Below are 14,304 nucleotides of genomic sequence, written 5' to 3'. Positions count from 1 at the left end.
GTCGGCTGCGGCGGTTGTCGCGGTCCGTCGGTCGTGCGGTCGTACCCTTCGGACATGAATTCCGAACTGTTCTTTGAGTGGGACGGCCGGCCGGATGCGGGCGAGCACGTGAGCGGAGAAATGTACGCGGTGGCCGGCGGGCCCCCCTACACGGCGGACGACGAGCCCGAGCCCGAGCCAACCGGCGGCCAGGGCCGGCCCCGTACCGTCGGCGCGGTCGCGGCCCGCCGCGACGGGGCGCTGCTGGGTTGGGCATGGGTATACGAGGACCCGGACCACGAGCGGGTTGCGCGAGTGCAGGCAACGTACGTGCCACGCCAGGTCCGCCGTCTCAAAACCGGCTACTACGACCTGCTCCCGCCGACCGCCGAGGAGTTCGAGATGGTCACGGGCCTGTACCGCCGGGCCGCGGACGAGGCCCGCGCCGCCGGCTACCGCACCCTGCGGTGGACCGGTCAGGACACCGGGCCCGACGGCCAGGCGGCGACCGCGCTGAACGCGAACGGACACGGCGAATGCGCCCGTTACTGGAGCACCGAGCCAGCCACATGGCAGCCCCCTGCTGGGCTGCCCGATGTGCAAGTCCACCAACTGCCCGCGCACCTCACCCTGGCGACGGCGGATGCAGAAGTCTCGGCCTTCATCGACGGGCACGCGGCCCACATCAATGCCGGGGAGTCGATCCGCCACAAGAACGCCGAGCCACGCGCGCTCGCCGCGCTCATCGCGGAACTCGTCACACGCCTGCGGCGCGACCACCCCGAGGTCACCGAACTGACCATCTGGGAATTCGACGACGCCTCGGTACGCCAAGCACTGCCGCTGGCCGGACTGCGCATCACCGCACGCACCATGGACTACGAGCTTCCGCTCACCCCTTCATGACCTCGGCAACAAACCCGCCAGTACACCACCCATGGCACGGAGGCGAGTGCGGCATCAACCGCCTCAAGTGCAACCGGGCTGTTACTGCCAGATTCGACAAACTCGCAGTCCAACTAAGAGGCCACACTGACCGTAGCGGCCATCAACGAGTGGCTGTGAGCAGCACATTCAAACCACGCCCTAGAGGCTGTCCCGTATTTCCGTGAGGTCCAGGGGCGGCAGCTGAGACAGCTCGGCACAGGCCGCGCTCATGGCGGCGCCGTAGCGCGGGGTGTCCAGGAGATCCGTCAGGGCGTCGGCGATTTCGTCGTGTCTCGCCGTGAGGTCCAGCGACCGGCCCAGGCCGCTGCGGGTGAACGCGGCGGCGTTGTCGGGCTGGTCGGCGAGAACACCCAGGCCCAGGACGGGCGTTGTGCCCTGCACCGCGTCGAGCAGGGACGCCCGGCCTCCGTGGGTCACGAACAGGTCGGCCCGGTGCAGGAGCGCGGGCTGCGGGGCGTGCTTGACGACCTTGATGTGAGGGCTCGCGCTCGGCAGGTGCTGCGCGAGGTCTCCCGCGGACACGATCGCATCGCAGTCGATGGCGCGGAGTGCAGCCATGATCTCCTGGTAGACGTTCCCGACGGCGGTACGCAGACCGGACATCGCGGTGGTCAGGGTGCCGAGACTCACGTAGACGAGCGGACGCGACGGGCGGAGGGAGGGGGCGCGGTCCAGCCACTCGGGGAGGGCGGTGCGGAAGTCCGCGACGGTGCGTCGGACCGCGCGCGCCGAGGGCGGGGGCGTCTCGTAGAACCAGTGGACCGGCGCCGGGGTGAGCATCGGGGGGAGCGTGGGTGTGTCCTGCTCGTGCTGCTTGTAGAGGGGAAGCAGCACGGGCGCGATGTGGGTGTCCCAGAGATCCAGGAGCACCGGGCCGAGGCCGTTGTCCGCTGCGAGCAGGGGCAGTTGCAAGGCTCTGGCCGCGAGGTGCGCGCCGAGGTCGCTGCACTCGGCGATCACCAGATCGGGCCGCTCCTGTGTCCACGCGGTGAGCAGGTCATGGGCCTTCGCCTCGGCCTGTCCGGGCCAGAGGTGGCCGAAGACGTACCGGTTGAAGGAGGCGTTTCCGTGCCTCTGCCAGACCTCGCTCGCCGCCTGCTGAACGAGGGGATCGCACGTCCAGTTCGTACCGGCGCCGGAGAACTCCACCCCGCGTCGCCGGGCTTCGCTGCGGAACATGAGGGGGGCGTGGAGCGTGACCTGGTGGCCCTGTTCATGGGCCGGGCAGGTGACGTAGTCCAGCGCGGACACATGTGAAGGTATCGGTTCAGCGGTGATCGCTATCCGTAAGGCCACCAAGGCGCTCCAAGCTCTTCTCATCGGGTCAACGCCCGGGCGGGGCAGCAGCCTTCGGCCGCTTCGGCCGTGCTGTGCCGTGCCGTGCTGTGCCGTGCCGTGCCGTGCCGTGCTGTGCTGTGCTGTTACGTGCCTCGGTGGTCCGGCTGTTGCGTTGCCGAGGCGGTTCGAGCCTGCGGCATGATCCGTCCCAGCCGCCACCAGCGAGGGGCAGTTCGGGATACGGGAACGTCTGAACCAGCCCTGACCAGCAGATATACGCGTCCCCTGGAACGCTGAAAAGGAACGCCGGGCGTGGCCGGACTACCAGCAATTCTCCTAGTTCCGTCCCATCGGCCTTGTCGGCCTTCAAAGGGTGCGGTGAAGCTGTCGGTCGGGCGAGGGTTCGTCCCGGTGGGAAGGCTGCTGCTGACGCGGGCGCCTGCCCCGATGTCCGGAAGGCGGTTCGTCCGCGGTCGCGCCGGCCCGTCCGTTCCCACCGCGGCCGACAGCAGCTCCCCCTCCCGGCCTCTGCTGTGAAGGCACATGACCGGGTCGAGCCACGACTGCGCATCAGGATTTCCGCGGAGGTCACTCGGATGTTCTTCGTGGGGGCCGACACGAAAGAGGGACGAAGTGGTCGCTCAACAGACACTGTCCGACGGCAGCAGGGCCGGACACGTGGAGCCGAGGGCGGACCGGCGGCGGCTTCCGCAGCCCCTGCCGCTCACCCTTGACGGCCTGTTCACCAGCACTGCCGGCAAGTTCCCGATGGCCAGAGCCGTCCAGGAAGGGCAGCACCACCTGTTCTACGGCGAAGCCGAAAACCGGGCCGTACAGTTGGCGTCGGCGCTGGTCCGCGGCGGAGTGCAGTTGGGCGACCCGGTGATCGTCCACTGCGCCGACCACCGGCAGGCGGTGGTGGCCCAGCTTGCGGTGCTGAAGGCCGGAGGGGTGTGTGTACCCCTCCCCTCGGCGTTGCGCGGTGCGCGGCTCGACCGGATCACTGAGATCAGCGGGGCCCGGGTGGTGCTGTGCAGCACCGTGACCCGGCCGGTGTGGAGCTACCGCCTCATGTCCTGGGTGCTGGACGACCCGGCCACCTGGAGCACGATCGCCGCCGAGCGGCCGGACCGCTCGCTGCCGCGTTCCGGACACACCGAAGCCGCCTACCTGCTGGTCTCCGATGCGGACCGCCAGGGGGTCAGCGGCTATCTGACCGACCATCGCGCATGGCAGCAGACGCTGGCCGCAAGGATCCGCCGGGTCGGCGGGGCGCACGACGGGGTGATCGTGCACCATCCTCCCGTCCGCACGACGACACTGCCCGCGATGTGGTGGGCGTTCGCCTGCGGAGGCACGCTCCATGTGCCGTCCCGCTACGGCGGTGCCACCTGCTCACCGGCTCCGAAGCGCAATGCCGCAGCGGTCTTCGGCCTGGACGAATACGCGCGGCTTCTGCAGTCCCTCTCCGGGGCCTCCCACCCGGATTCCCGGCGGCTGACCGTGCTGATCGGCGGCCCCTGTCCGCGCACGGTGATCGACCGGCACTTCGAGGTGCTGCCCCGGGCGCCGCTGTGGGTGGAGTTCGCCCCCGCGGACGGCGCCATGCCCTGGACGATCCAGGAATTCAGCCCCGGCAAACCCGGGCCGGAGTATCCAGGAGCGAGCCGTCCGTTGCCCGGCGTCCATGTGCAGGTGGTGGCCCCGGACGGCAGCCCCGTACCGACCGGACAGACCGGTGAAGTCCGTGCCACGGGGTCGTCCTTGCCCTACGCCGGCATTCGCAGCGCGGACGGGGCATGCCTGGCCGGGGACACCGCGCCGCTGCTGGCTTCGGGCAGGCTGGGACGCTGGAGACACGACGGCACGCTGGAATTCTGCGATCCGTCCACGGTGCCGTCATCCGCCGCACGGCCCCGGAACCCGTAGGTACGCACAGGGCATGCACGGGAAACGGCCGGCGTCGCCGGAGTGCTCCGGCAGGTCCGTTGGGCCCGGGGGACCGCCCGGCCAGATGGGCCACGAAGGCACCCTCCCGGCACCGCTCCACCAAGCCGTCCCTGACTGGCAATTCCCTAGAGTTCCCCCACCGGGCTGGCTCCCTCTCACCGGTCCGTGCTGGGCTGTGGCTGTCATCGGGCTCGGGCCACACCGAAAGGGGAGTCGCCATGGCATTCACTACTGCCCTGGGGCGCCGCCGGCACGCCTCCTAGTGCGGACCTGCCCTCGACCTCATGCTCGACCGGCCACCGCCCGTGTGTGGCACGGCGTCGAGCGTCCCGCTTCCCGGACCGGACCGGACTGGACCCGACCGGACTGGACCGGCCCAAAGTCTTCGGTCTGCGACGGCCGCCCGTCGAACCCGGTGCGGCCCCCGCTGCGCACGGGCTCCGAGCGCGGCGCCCACCAATGACCACCAACAGCAACGGAGGAGTCATGGTTCACGAGCCGAAAGCGCCGGTGATCCCCTACAAACGCACCTGCCCTTTCGATCCGGCGGCCGAATACGCCAGGCTGCGCGAGGAGGACCCGATCAGCCCGGTGACATTCGAGCTGGCTCCGCGCGAGAAGAACGGCTGGCTGGTCACCCGGCACGATCACATCCGCCAGATCATGACGGACCCGCGCTTCAGCCACCGCAGCGAGCTGCTGGCGCTGGTGCACTCGCCGCCGTTCCCCGTGGAGGACTACTCCCCCGAGCCGTCCGCGCCGGGCAACTTCGTGCGGATGGACGCTCCGGAGCACACCCGGTACCGGCGGCTGCTGACCGGCTTCTTCACCGTACGCAAGATCCAGCAGTACGAGCCCACGCTGGCACGGATCATCGACGGTGTGCTCGACGAAATGGCCGCGATGGAGCCTCCGGTGGACCTGGTGAAGGTCTTCGCGGAGCAGATCTCCGCCAGGTCCACCTGCTCCATCATGGGGGTGGCGGAGAGCGATCTGGCAGCCCTGGCTCAGCACTTCTCCGTCATCATGGGGATCAACTACACCCTCGACGAGTTCATCCATCACAACTCCGAGCTCAATGCGACGCTGGAGCGGATGATGGCCGAGCGGTTCGCCGGCGATCCGACTGATGACCTGCTCGGTCGGCTCATCGCGACCGGTGAGCTGACCGAACAGGAGATGTTCAACATCGCCTGGATCGCCATCGGCGGTGCGCTGGACACCACTCCCAACATGTTCGCGCTGGGCACCTTCGCGCTGCTGGAGCACCCCGAGCAGCTGGCTAAGGTGCGGGAGCGGCCGGAGCTGATGGAGAGCACCGTCGAGGAGCTGCTGCGCTATCTGACGATCTCTCACTTCGGGGCGAGCCGGGTGGCGCTGGAGGATGTCGAGATCGACGGCAGGACCATCAAGGCCGGCCAGACGGTGGTGCTGTCGCTGCCGTCGGCCAACCGCGATCCGCGGTACTTCGAGAACGCCGACGAGTTCGACATCGACCGCCCGTCGCGCCGGCATCTGGCCTTCGGATTCGGGATCCACCAGTGCCTGGGGCAGCACCTCGCGAGGGCATCGCTGCGCATCGGATTCCAGAAGCTGTTCGACCGCTTTCCGGATCTGCGGCTCGCGATGCCCGCCGAGCAGGTGCCGCTGCGGGAGACCGCGATGCACTACGGCGTGTACGAACTGCCTGTGACCTGGGGCTGATTCCCCGGGCCGGCTTGTCGGGCGGGCCCGCCGTCCCGTGGCCACCGGCCGCCCATCGATCACCGGGGTGGTGGCAGACCTCCCCGCCTCCGTATCCGAGGAATTCCATTGGATGACTCCATGCCCACCCGGCGAAGCACTCCCCCACAGTCGCTGTCCGCACATAGCGGCCCGGTTCCCGACCGTGAGGCCGTGGACACCGCCGCGGCCAGACCGGTGCGCTTCGGCGCGTTGGGTACCTCGTCCTTCGGAGGGCGACGTGTGCTGCCGGCGATGACGGCCTGCCCGCAGACCGAACTCGTCGCGGTGGGCGGCCGCAGCCCGGAGCGCTCGCAGCGGTTCGCCGACCGGTTCGGCTGCGCCGGCTCCTCCATGGCAGCACTCCTGGAACGCGACGACATCGACGCCGTCTACATCTCCCTGCCGCCGTCACTGCACGGCGAATGGGCGGCCCGGGCGCTGCATGCGGGCAAGCACGTACTGGTCGAGAAGCCGATCGCCACAACGGCCGCCGAGGCCCGTGCTGTGGTGAGGCTGGCCGAGGACCGTGACCTGGTGCTGCGGGAGAACTTCATGTTCCTGCACCATCCGCAGCATGACGCGGTCGCGGCCCTGATCGCCGAGGGGCGGCTCGGAGGACTGCGCTCCTTCCGCGGTGCCTTCTGCTTCCCACCGTTGCCCACGGAGGACATCCGGTATGTGCCCGGTCTCGGTGGCGGGGCGCTCCTTGATGCGGGGGTGTATCCGCTGCGGGCGGCCGCGATGCTGCTGGGCCCCGGGCTGCGGGTGGCGGGCGCCACGGCGCGGGTGCGGCAGTCCGACGGGCTCGATCTGTCGGGCCAGGCGCTGTTGGTGTCGCCGTCCGGCGTACTGGCGAGCGTCGAGTTCGGCTTCGAGCACGCCTACGGTTCGTCCTACTCCCTGTGGGGCGAGGGCGCGAAGCTCACGGTGGGACGGGCGTTCACCCCGCCGGCCGCGTACCAGCCGGTGCTGGTGCTGGAGGAACAGGACCATGTCGAGAAATTCACGCTCCCGGCGGCGGACCAGCTGACCGCGTCGCTCGCCGGGTTCGCCGCGGCCGTGACCGCCGGTGGCGCTGCGGCCTCGCCCCGGGAGGCCCGGTGGCGGCAGGACGCGGTCGCCATGATGGAACTGGTCGATGCGGTCCGCGCGCAGGCCGTGCGCGTGACCGTCGAGGGGTAGCGGACCGGGCAGGGGCCCCGCTGTGACACCAGGTATCACCCGATCCACCACACGAAATCTCTGCAGACGCTGCCTAGCGGGCGCCCGGGAAGTCCAGTGCGCCGGGGGTGACGGCCGGGACGAGGCCCTCGGCGGCGGCCCTGCCGAGCAGCTCCCGCACCGCCGCGTATCCGTCCTCGCCGAGGTCGGCGGTGTAGTCGTTCACATACAGCCCGATGTGCTGCTCGATCACGTCCGGGGCCATCTCCTGGGCATGTTCAAGGACATAGGGACGGGATGCCGACGGGTTGGCCCAGGCGAAGCGGACGGAGTCGGCGGCAGCGCGGGCCACCGCTCCCAGCTGTTCCTCTCCGAGGGCCCTTCTGGCGACGATCGCCCCGAGCGGGATCGGCCGGCCGGTGCCGGCCTCCCACTCCTCGCCCATGTCGGCGAGGCGGTGCAGCCCGTAGTGCTGGTAGGTGAAGCGGGCCTCGTGGATGACGAGCCCCGCGTCCACCTCGCCGTCCCGGACCGCGGGCATGATCTCGTGGAAGGGCAGCACCACGATGTCCCCCACTCCGCCCGGCACGGCCCGCGCCGCCCACAGGCGGAACAGCAGATACGCGGTCGAGCGCACGCCGGGCACCGCCACGCGCCGCCCCGCCAGCCACTCCGGGCCGGAGCCGGCCGGGCCGTCCTCGGACCGGGTGAGGACCAGTGGCCCGCAGCCATGGCCCAGTGCGCCGCCGCACGGCAGCAGCACGTACTCGTCGAGCACATACGGCAAGGAGGCATAGGAGATCTTGAGCAGATCCGCACCGCCGCGTTCCGCGAGGCCGTTGGTGACGTCGATGTCCGCGATGGTCACCGCGAGTCCGGGGGCCTCCGGGAGCAACCCGTGTGTCCAGGCGTGGAACGCGAAGGTGTCGTTGGGGCACGGTGAGTGCGCGATCGTCAGCCGCTGGGCCATGGGTCCCCTCCGGGGCTCGTTCGGGCTGTCGGCGCGGGGTTCCGGCGCCGTACTTACCAGCAAACCCGTTGTAGATATGGGGATTTCCCCACAGTGGCCTCGGCGAGTATGAGAGGGGCCGTCGGCGTTGCCGTGTCGGACTGTCACCCCTGTGCCGGTCCGGCCTGGTGACACGGGCGGCAGACCGGCTCCCGCAGATCCGCGCGCGCCTTCCTTCACCTCGTCCGACCGGCCCTGCGAGGAGTGGCGAATGTGCAGCCGTTGCAGGTCTCCCGGGCGGCTCCCGAAGGAATCCACTGAGGCGATGCCATCAGCGCCTGAGAGCACTTTTCAGCAAGGGTCAAGCACTGAGGAAGGTAGTTGGGGATGGACGCAGGACTCAAGCGTGAGCTGGAGGAGAAGGTCCGTGCGGGAGAGCGGCTGTCCCGCGAGGACGGTATCGCCCTCTACGGGTGTGACGATCTGGCATGGCTGGGCGGGCTGGCTCATGAGGTGCGGACGCGCAAGAACGGCGATGTCGTGCACTTCAACGTCAACCGTCATCTCAATATGACGAATGTGTGCACCGCGTCGTGCGCCTACTGCTCCTTCCAGCGCAAGCCGGGTGAGAAGGACGCGTACACGATGCGCATCGAGGAGGCCGTCCGCCTCGCCAAGGCGATGGAGAACGACAACCTCACCGAGCTGCACATCGTCAACGGCCTGCACCCGACCCTGCCGTGGCGCTACTACCCCCGCTCGCTCAGCGAGCTGAAGAAGGCCCTGCCGAACGTCTCCCTCAAGGCCTTCACCGCCACCGAGATCCACCACTTCGAGACCATCTCCGGGCTGACCGCCTCCGAGATCCTCGACGAGCTGATCGACGCCGGCCTGGAGTCGCTGACCGGCGGCGGCGCCGAGATCTTCGACTGGGAGGTCCGGCAGCACATCGTCGACCACCGCACCCACTGGGAAGACTGGTCGCGCATCCACCGCCTCGCCCACGAGAAGGGCCTCAAGACCCCCTCGACGATGCTCTACGGGCACATCGAGGAGCCCCGCCACCGCGTCGACCACGTGCTGCGCCTGCGTGAGCTCCAGGACGAGACCGGCGGCTTCCAGGTCTTCATCCCGCTGCGCTACCAGCACGACTTCGTCGACATGCAGGACGGCAAGGTCCGCAACAAGCTCCAGGCCCGGACCACCATGGCATCGGGCGCTGAGGCGCTGAAGACCTTCGCGGTCTCCCGCCTCCTCTTCGACAACGTCCCGCACGTCAAGGTCTTCTGGGTCATGCACGGGGTCTCCACGGCCCAACTCGCCCTGAACCACGGCGCGGACGACATGGACGGCTCGGTGGTCGAGTACAAGATCACGCATGACGCGGATGACTTCGGCACACCGGACAAGCTGACCCGCGAGGACATTCTCGAACTGATCCGGGACGCCGGCTTCCGCCCCGTCGAGCGCAACACCCGCTACGAGACCATCCGCGAGTACCCGGGCCCGGACCCGGACCGCCGCGAATCCCCGCAGCCCATGCGGGTCTGAGGCCCACCGGCCCGAGCACCCGAGCACCCGAACCACAGACCAAGACCAAGACCAAGACCACGATCGGCAGGCAGGCGGTATGTCCACCAACGCGAACGTGAACGACGACGAACTCGAGGTCTGGATCGACCAGGACCTGTGCACCGGAGACGGCATCTGCGTGGAGTACGTGCCGGAGGTCTTCGAGCTGGACATCGACGGTCTCGCCTATGTGAAGGGTGAGGACGACGAGTTGCGCCAGGAGCCCCGGGCGACCGTGCCGCTGCCCCTGGATCTGATCCGGGATGTCGCGGACTCGGCCAAGGAGTGCCCGGGCGACTGCATTCACGTACGGCGCGTCAAGGACGCGGTGGAGGTCTACGGGCCGGAGGCCGAGTCGGCCTGACCGCGGCCGGCGGGCCCGCAGGACACGCAGGACACGCAGCGAACAGGCCGGTTCCCGGAAGGTGCTTTCGGGAACCGGCCTGTCGGCATGGGCCGGTCGGCATGGGTCCGGTCGGCATGGGTCCGGTCGGCATGGGTTCTTCGGCCTGGGGGCCGCGCCGCCGGGGTCTCCGTGCACAGCACAGCGGTGACCGGATCAGCCGAGTGATCCGGTCACCGCGTGGGAGGGGCTGTGGGACGAGTGGCGAGGAAGGCTGAGCCGGTCAGCTCGCCCCGATCACCTTCAGCTCGGGGTGGCTCCTCGCGTCGTCCAGGCCGTCCAGGGCTGTGGAGGACAAGTGGGAGACGACATGGTCGTCTACCGGGTCGTTGGCCGGGTCGTCGTGCACGACCAGGTGCTCGTAGGTCGTGTCGCGCTGCGCCGGGACCCGATCGGCCGACCGGATCAGCTGCAGCAGTTCCATACGGTCCGAGCGGTGCTTGGCGCCGGCCGAGGAGACCACGTTCTCCTCCAGCATCACCGAGCCGAGGTCGTCGGCGCCGTAGTGCAGGGAAAGCTGTCCGGCCTCCTTACCGGTGGTCAGCCAGGACCCCTGGATGTGCGGGACGTTGTCCAGGAAGATCCGCGCAATGGCGAGCATGCGCAGATACTCGAAGACCGTCGCCTGGGTCTGGCCCTTCAGGTGGTTGTTCTCCGGCTGGTAGGTGTACGGGATGAAGGCGCGGAAGCCCTTGGAGCGGTCCTGGACGTCGCGGATCATGCGGATGTGCTCGATCCGCTCGGCGTTGGTCTCGCCGGTGCCCATCAGCATCGTGGAGGTCGACTCCACACCCAGCTCGTGGGCCGCCTCCATGATCTCCAGCCAGCGCTCACCGGACTCCTTCAGCGGAGCGATGGCCTTACGGGGGCGCGCCGGCAGCAGCTCGGCGCCGGCGCCCGCGAAGGAGTCGAGGCCGGCGGCGTGGATGCGCTGGATCGCCTCCTCGACGGACACCTTGGAGATCCGGGCCATGTGCTCGACCTCGGAGGCGCCGAGGGAGTGGATGACCAGCTGCGGGAAGGCCTTCTTGATGGCGGAGAAGTGCTCTTCGTAATACTCGACGCCGTAGTCCGGGTGATGGCCGCCCTGGAACATGATCTGGGTGCCGCCCAGTTCGACGGTCTCCGCACAGCGGCGCAGGATGTCGTCGAGGTCGCGGGTCCAGCCCTTGGCGGTGTCCTTGGGCGCGGCGTAGAAGGCACAGAACCTGCAGGCCGTCACGCACACATTGGTGTAGTTGATGTTGCGCTCGATGATGTACGTCGCGATGTGCTCGGTACCGGCGTAACGGCGGCGACGGATCGTGTCGGCCGCACTGCCCAGCGCGTGCAGCGGAGCGAATCGATAGAGATCCAGCGCCTCTTCGGGGGTCACCCTGCCGCCCTCGGCGGCACGGTCCAGTACGGACTGGAGGCCACGCTCGGTGGCTTCGGACGGTCGGGGCATGTCGACGGCCTTTCCGGGTGTGCTTCGGGCTTGTTGCTGGTGAGGTCACATGCTGAGTGCTTCGCTGCCCAGCAGCTGGACGCGGACGTCCGGCGGGAAGCCGGCCTGTCCGCCGCCCACCCTGCGGGCGAATTCCGCGATTCCGGCGAGCTGGCGCTCACCGAGGCTGAAGTCGAGGGCGGTGGTGTAGTAGTGCTCCAGCGTCCGGGCGTCGAACGCCTCCCACCGGGCGGCCTGTTCACAGACCTCCTTGACCTCGGCGAGGGACAGATCGCGGGACGCCAGCAGATCGGCGTGTACGCGGTGGACGGTCTCCGGCTCCCTGGCGAGGAAGTCCTTGCGGGCGGCGAAGACGGCGAAGACGAAGGGCAGTCCGGTCAGGTCGCGCCACATCCGCCCCAGGTCGTGCACCTGCAGACCGAGCCGGGGCGCGTCGTGCAGGGAGGCCCGCAGGGCGGCGTCACCGATGACGACGGCCGCTCGTGCCTGCTTCATCATTGCCGCGAGGTCCGGAGGGCAGACGAAGTATTCGGGCTGGACACCGACCGACTCCGCGAAGAGCAACTCGGCGAGGCGGACCGATGTCCGGCTGGTGGATCCGAGTGCGACGGGTTCGCCGTCCAGCTGGTCCAGCGGGACCTGACTGACGATCAGGCAGGACTCCACGGGGCCGTCGCTGCCCACGGCGATGTCCGGCAGCGCCACCAGATCGTCGGCGTGCTTGAGGAATTCGAGGAGGCTGATCGGCCCGATGTCGAGCGTGCCGGCGACGAGTGCGTCGCTCAGCGCATCCGGGCTGTCCTTCCTCAGGTCCAGGTCGAGCAGACCGCCGCTTCTGGCCAGCCCCCAGAACAGCGGCAGGCAGTTGAGGAAGTCGATATGACCGACCCTGGGCCGTCGCCCGGTGCGCGGTGCGGGCGTGGCCGACGCGGTGAGTAGCGGTTCAGACATGTCTGTCAGGGCTCCAGGGTGACTCGGTCGGGGCAGCGCGGCAGCCCTTACGCATGGTGAGGGAGAGCCGCAGAGGTGAAGTGGTCGCTGAGCACGGTCATCACCTCTTCCGGCCGGTCGGCCAGGTAGAAGTGCCCGCCGGGAAAGACCCGCAGATCGAAGTCGCCGGTGGTGTGCGCGTCCCAGGACCGGGCTTCGTCGAGGGTGGTCTTGGGGTCGTCGTCCCCGACGAGCACGGTGACAGGGCAGCGCACTACGGCCGCGGGCTCGCTCCGATAGGTCTCGACGGCCTTGTAGTCGCTGCGGAGCGCGGGCAGCACCATCCGCAGCATCTCGTCGTCGTCGAGGACCCGCGCGTCGGTTCCGCTCATCGCCCGCAGCTCGGCGACGATGCCGTCGTCGTCCCGCCGGTGCACCTGCTCGTCGCGGTACATGGACGGCGCCCTGCGCCCGGAGGCGAACAGCCGCAGGGGACCGTCCCCGTCGCGCTCCAGCCGCCGTGCCACCTCGAAGGCCACCAGCGCGCCCATGCTGTGGCCGAAGAAGGTCAACGGCCGGTCGGACCAGGCTCCCAGCGCCTCGGCGATCCGGTCCGCCAGGAGGTGGATGTCGTCGATCGCCGGTTCCCGGCGGCGGTCCTGCCGCCCGGGGTACTGCACGGCGATCACGTCCACGCCGGGACTGAGCGCGGCCGAGACGGGATGGTAGAAACTCGCGGAACCGCCGGCATGCGGGAAACACACCAGGCGCCTGCCCGCGTCCGGGGCAGGGTGGAAGCGCCGGCACCACAGGCCGTCGTCCGCAGTGGGTGAACTCATCGTTCTGATCCTTTCCGGTGGACCGGTCCGGCCGCGCCACGGCCGGCACCGTCGTCCGAGCGGACCGGGAAACACTTGCTGCCGCCACTATCCAGTGGGCCCGGACCCCCGGCACAAGGCCTGTCGGCCCGATGCGACGGAAGTCTGGGCGTTTCCCCGGTTCTCAGGTGTGGGGGAACCGGACCGGTGGCGCGGCAGAGCGCCCCGGGGCCTGCGCGGTCACGCGGCGCGGTGCGCTGTGACCGTTCACCGGCCGGGCGTCTGCCCCTCTCAGGCCGTCCCGTTCAGGCCGTCCCGTTGTGCTCGGTCTCCGCTGCTGCCCGTGATCCGGCCGACTTCCTCTTCCCCCGTCCAGGGAAGAGCTGGCGAAACACACCGGTCCTGTGCAGGATGATGTGCGTGATCACCTGCAGCACGAGGTAGGTCACGAAGTACAGCGCACCGTCGAGCGCCGGCACGGAATCGACGGGCAGGGCGTACGCCATGATCACCCGGAGCGCCGCGTCGACCAGCAGCCCGCATCCCCACAGCACCGTCAGGCCGCGCCAGATTCGGCGGAATTGCGGATCGTCGTGCCAATGCCCTTCCAGCTTCTCGGACTTGCCCGGGAGCAAGCTCTTGAGTGCCCGGTAGGCGAACGGACGGGAGGTGTACAGCGTCCCGAGGATCCACAGCGCGATCAGCCCGGTGAACCAGCCGCCTCTGGCCAAGGCCAGGCGCGGGCTGCCGGAAATCAGGGAACCCAGCCCGGCGAGCACGAGGATGGCGAGCACGAAGACGCCGACGCTGTCGACCCTGCGCTGTCTGACGATGGAGTAACCGGTGCTGAGTGCCGGCGCGGCGGCGCTGATCAGCAGCGACACCAGTTCGCCGGCGCCCGCGCTGCGCAGCGCGTAGTAGAGCCCGACGGGAAGAACGACATCACAGAGCAACGTCAACGCGAACTGCCGGCGGGCTGCGGTCTCCTCCCTTCGATTGCTGTCTTGTGCCAACTCGGTCTCTTCAGGCAGTGCAGCCACCGCTGCTCCTTGAGTCGTCTGTTGCCGCCCGCCCGTGCCGGATCGGGTAGCTCTCCGAGGAGTCCGCGCCTCTGGAGCTCGACCGACCCTGATACCTACCGAGT

Annotated in this window: 12 protein-coding genes; 6 read left to right on the top strand and 6 right to left on the bottom strand. The window is 69.2% G+C overall.

The genetic code is table 11. From position 1 onward, the window contains the following. Positions 1–54 precede the first annotated feature (54 nt). On the top strand, positions 55–885 hold the full coding sequence (locus tag STRNI_RS38125; RefSeq protein WP_277412891.1) for a hypothetical protein: 831 nt from the start codon (positions 55–57) through the stop codon (positions 883–885). A 180-nt stretch (positions 886–1,065) separates the two neighbouring features. Here STRNI_RS38125 and STRNI_RS38120 read toward each other — a convergent pair whose 3' ends face one another. After that, entirely contained in the window at positions 1,066–2,178 is a 1,113-nt protein-coding gene (locus STRNI_RS38120; protein ID WP_277412890.1) for a glycosyltransferase, read from the bottom strand. A 660-nt stretch (positions 2,179–2,838) separates the two neighbouring features. Between STRNI_RS38120 and STRNI_RS38115 the strand changes: the two genes are divergently transcribed. From STRNI_RS38115 to STRNI_RS38105, 3 genes are all read left to right on the top strand, one after another. After that, positions 2,839–4,134: an AMP-binding protein gene (locus tag STRNI_RS38115; RefSeq protein ID WP_277412889.1), complete on the top strand. Its 1,296-nt coding sequence runs from the start codon at positions 2,839–2,841 to the stop codon at positions 4,132–4,134. Between the two features lie 507 nt (positions 4,135–4,641). Beyond that, positions 4,642–5,859 carry a cytochrome P450 gene (locus tag STRNI_RS38110; RefSeq protein ID WP_277412888.1) on the top strand — a complete coding sequence of 406 codons (1,218 nt, stop codon included), beginning with the start codon at positions 4,642–4,644 and terminating at the stop codon, positions 5,857–5,859. Between the two features lie 120 nt (positions 5,860–5,979). Next, positions 5,980–7,062: a Gfo/Idh/MocA family protein gene (locus STRNI_RS38105; protein ID WP_277412887.1), complete on the top strand. Its 1,083-nt coding sequence runs from the start codon at positions 5,980–5,982 to the stop codon at positions 7,060–7,062. Positions 7,063–7,135: 73 nt separating this feature from the next. Here the strand turns inward: STRNI_RS38105 and STRNI_RS38100 are convergent, their stop codons facing one another. Then, positions 7,136–8,011: a 1,4-dihydroxy-6-naphtoate synthase gene (locus STRNI_RS38100; protein ID WP_109887054.1), complete on the bottom strand. Its 876-nt coding sequence runs from the start codon at positions 8,009–8,011 to the stop codon at positions 7,136–7,138. A gap of 366 nt (positions 8,012–8,377) precedes the next feature. Between STRNI_RS38100 and mqnE the strand changes: the two genes are divergently transcribed. Together mqnE and STRNI_RS38090 are read left to right on the top strand one after the other, a co-directional pair. Beyond that, positions 8,378–9,541 (top strand): aminofutalosine synthase MqnE, encoded by a 1,164-nt coding sequence (gene mqnE / locus STRNI_RS38095; protein WP_159491399.1) that lies wholly within the window; start codon positions 8,378–8,380, stop codon positions 9,539–9,541. Between the two features lie 79 nt (positions 9,542–9,620). Beyond that, a complete protein-coding gene (locus STRNI_RS38090) occupies positions 9,621–9,926 on the top strand; it encodes a ferredoxin (protein WP_093646038.1) in 306 nt (101 codons plus the stop codon). 262 nt (positions 9,927–10,188) lie between these two features. Here STRNI_RS38090 and mqnC read toward each other — a convergent pair whose 3' ends face one another. The 4 genes from mqnC to STRNI_RS38070 all read right to left on the bottom strand — a co-directional run bounded on the left by mqnC (position 10,189) and on the right by STRNI_RS38070 (position 14,200). Beyond that, a complete protein-coding gene (gene mqnC, locus STRNI_RS38085) occupies positions 10,189–11,412 on the bottom strand; it encodes a cyclic dehypoxanthinyl futalosine synthase (RefSeq protein WP_159491397.1) in 1,224 nt (407 codons plus the stop codon). Positions 11,413–11,457: 45 nt separating this feature from the next. Next, positions 11,458–12,363, bottom strand: coding sequence for a menaquinone biosynthetic enzyme MqnA/MqnD family protein (locus STRNI_RS38080; protein ID WP_266436817.1), 906 nt, complete (start codon positions 12,361–12,363; stop codon positions 11,458–11,460). Between the two features lie 47 nt (positions 12,364–12,410). After that, positions 12,411–13,181: a thioesterase II family protein gene (locus STRNI_RS38075; RefSeq protein WP_266436814.1), complete on the bottom strand. Its 771-nt coding sequence runs from the start codon at positions 13,179–13,181 to the stop codon at positions 12,411–12,413. Between the two features lie 284 nt (positions 13,182–13,465). Continuing rightward, the gene (locus tag STRNI_RS38070; protein ID WP_277412886.1) at positions 13,466–14,200 is read right to left on the bottom strand and encodes a VC0807 family protein; all 735 of its coding nucleotides are present in this window, start codon (positions 14,198–14,200) and stop codon (positions 13,466–13,468) included. Between the last annotated feature and the right edge of the window lie 104 nt (positions 14,201–14,304).

This window comes from Streptomyces nigrescens, assembly GCF_027626975.1.
GTDB lineage: Bacteria > Actinomycetota > Actinomycetes > Streptomycetales > Streptomycetaceae > Streptomyces > Streptomyces nigrescens.
Note: the sequence above shows the minus strand (reverse complement) of the source record. Positions and strands in the feature narration are given on the sequence as shown.

Excerpts from the sequence above, each read along its gene's own strand:
- STRNI_RS38125 (WP_277412891.1), top strand. The coding sequence starts at position 55 with ATGAATTCCGAACTGTTCTTTGAGTGGGACGGCCGGCCGGATGCGGGC.
- STRNI_RS38110 (WP_277412888.1), top strand. The coding sequence starts at position 4,642 with ATGGTTCACGAGCCGAAAGCGCCGGTGATCCCCTACAAACGCACCTGC.
- STRNI_RS38105 (WP_277412887.1), top strand. The coding sequence starts at position 5,980 with ATGCCCACCCGGCGAAGCACTCCCCCACAGTCGCTGTCCGCACATAGC.
- STRNI_RS38100 (WP_109887054.1), bottom strand. The coding sequence starts at position 8,011 with ATGGCCCAGCGGCTGACGATCGCGCACTCACCGTGCCCCAACGACACC.
- mqnE (WP_159491399.1), top strand. The coding sequence starts at position 8,378 with ATGGACGCAGGACTCAAGCGTGAGCTGGAGGAGAAGGTCCGTGCGGGA.
- STRNI_RS38090 (WP_093646038.1), top strand. The coding sequence starts at position 9,621 with ATGTCCACCAACGCGAACGTGAACGACGACGAACTCGAGGTCTGGATC.
- mqnC (WP_159491397.1), bottom strand. The coding sequence starts at position 11,412 with ATGCCCCGACCGTCCGAAGCCACCGAGCGTGGCCTCCAGTCCGTACTG.
- STRNI_RS38080 (WP_266436817.1), bottom strand. The coding sequence starts at position 12,363 with ATGTCTGAACCGCTACTCACCGCGTCGGCCACGCCCGCACCGCGCACC.
- STRNI_RS38075 (WP_266436814.1), bottom strand. The coding sequence starts at position 13,181 with ATGAGTTCACCCACTGCGGACGACGGCCTGTGGTGCCGGCGCTTCCAC.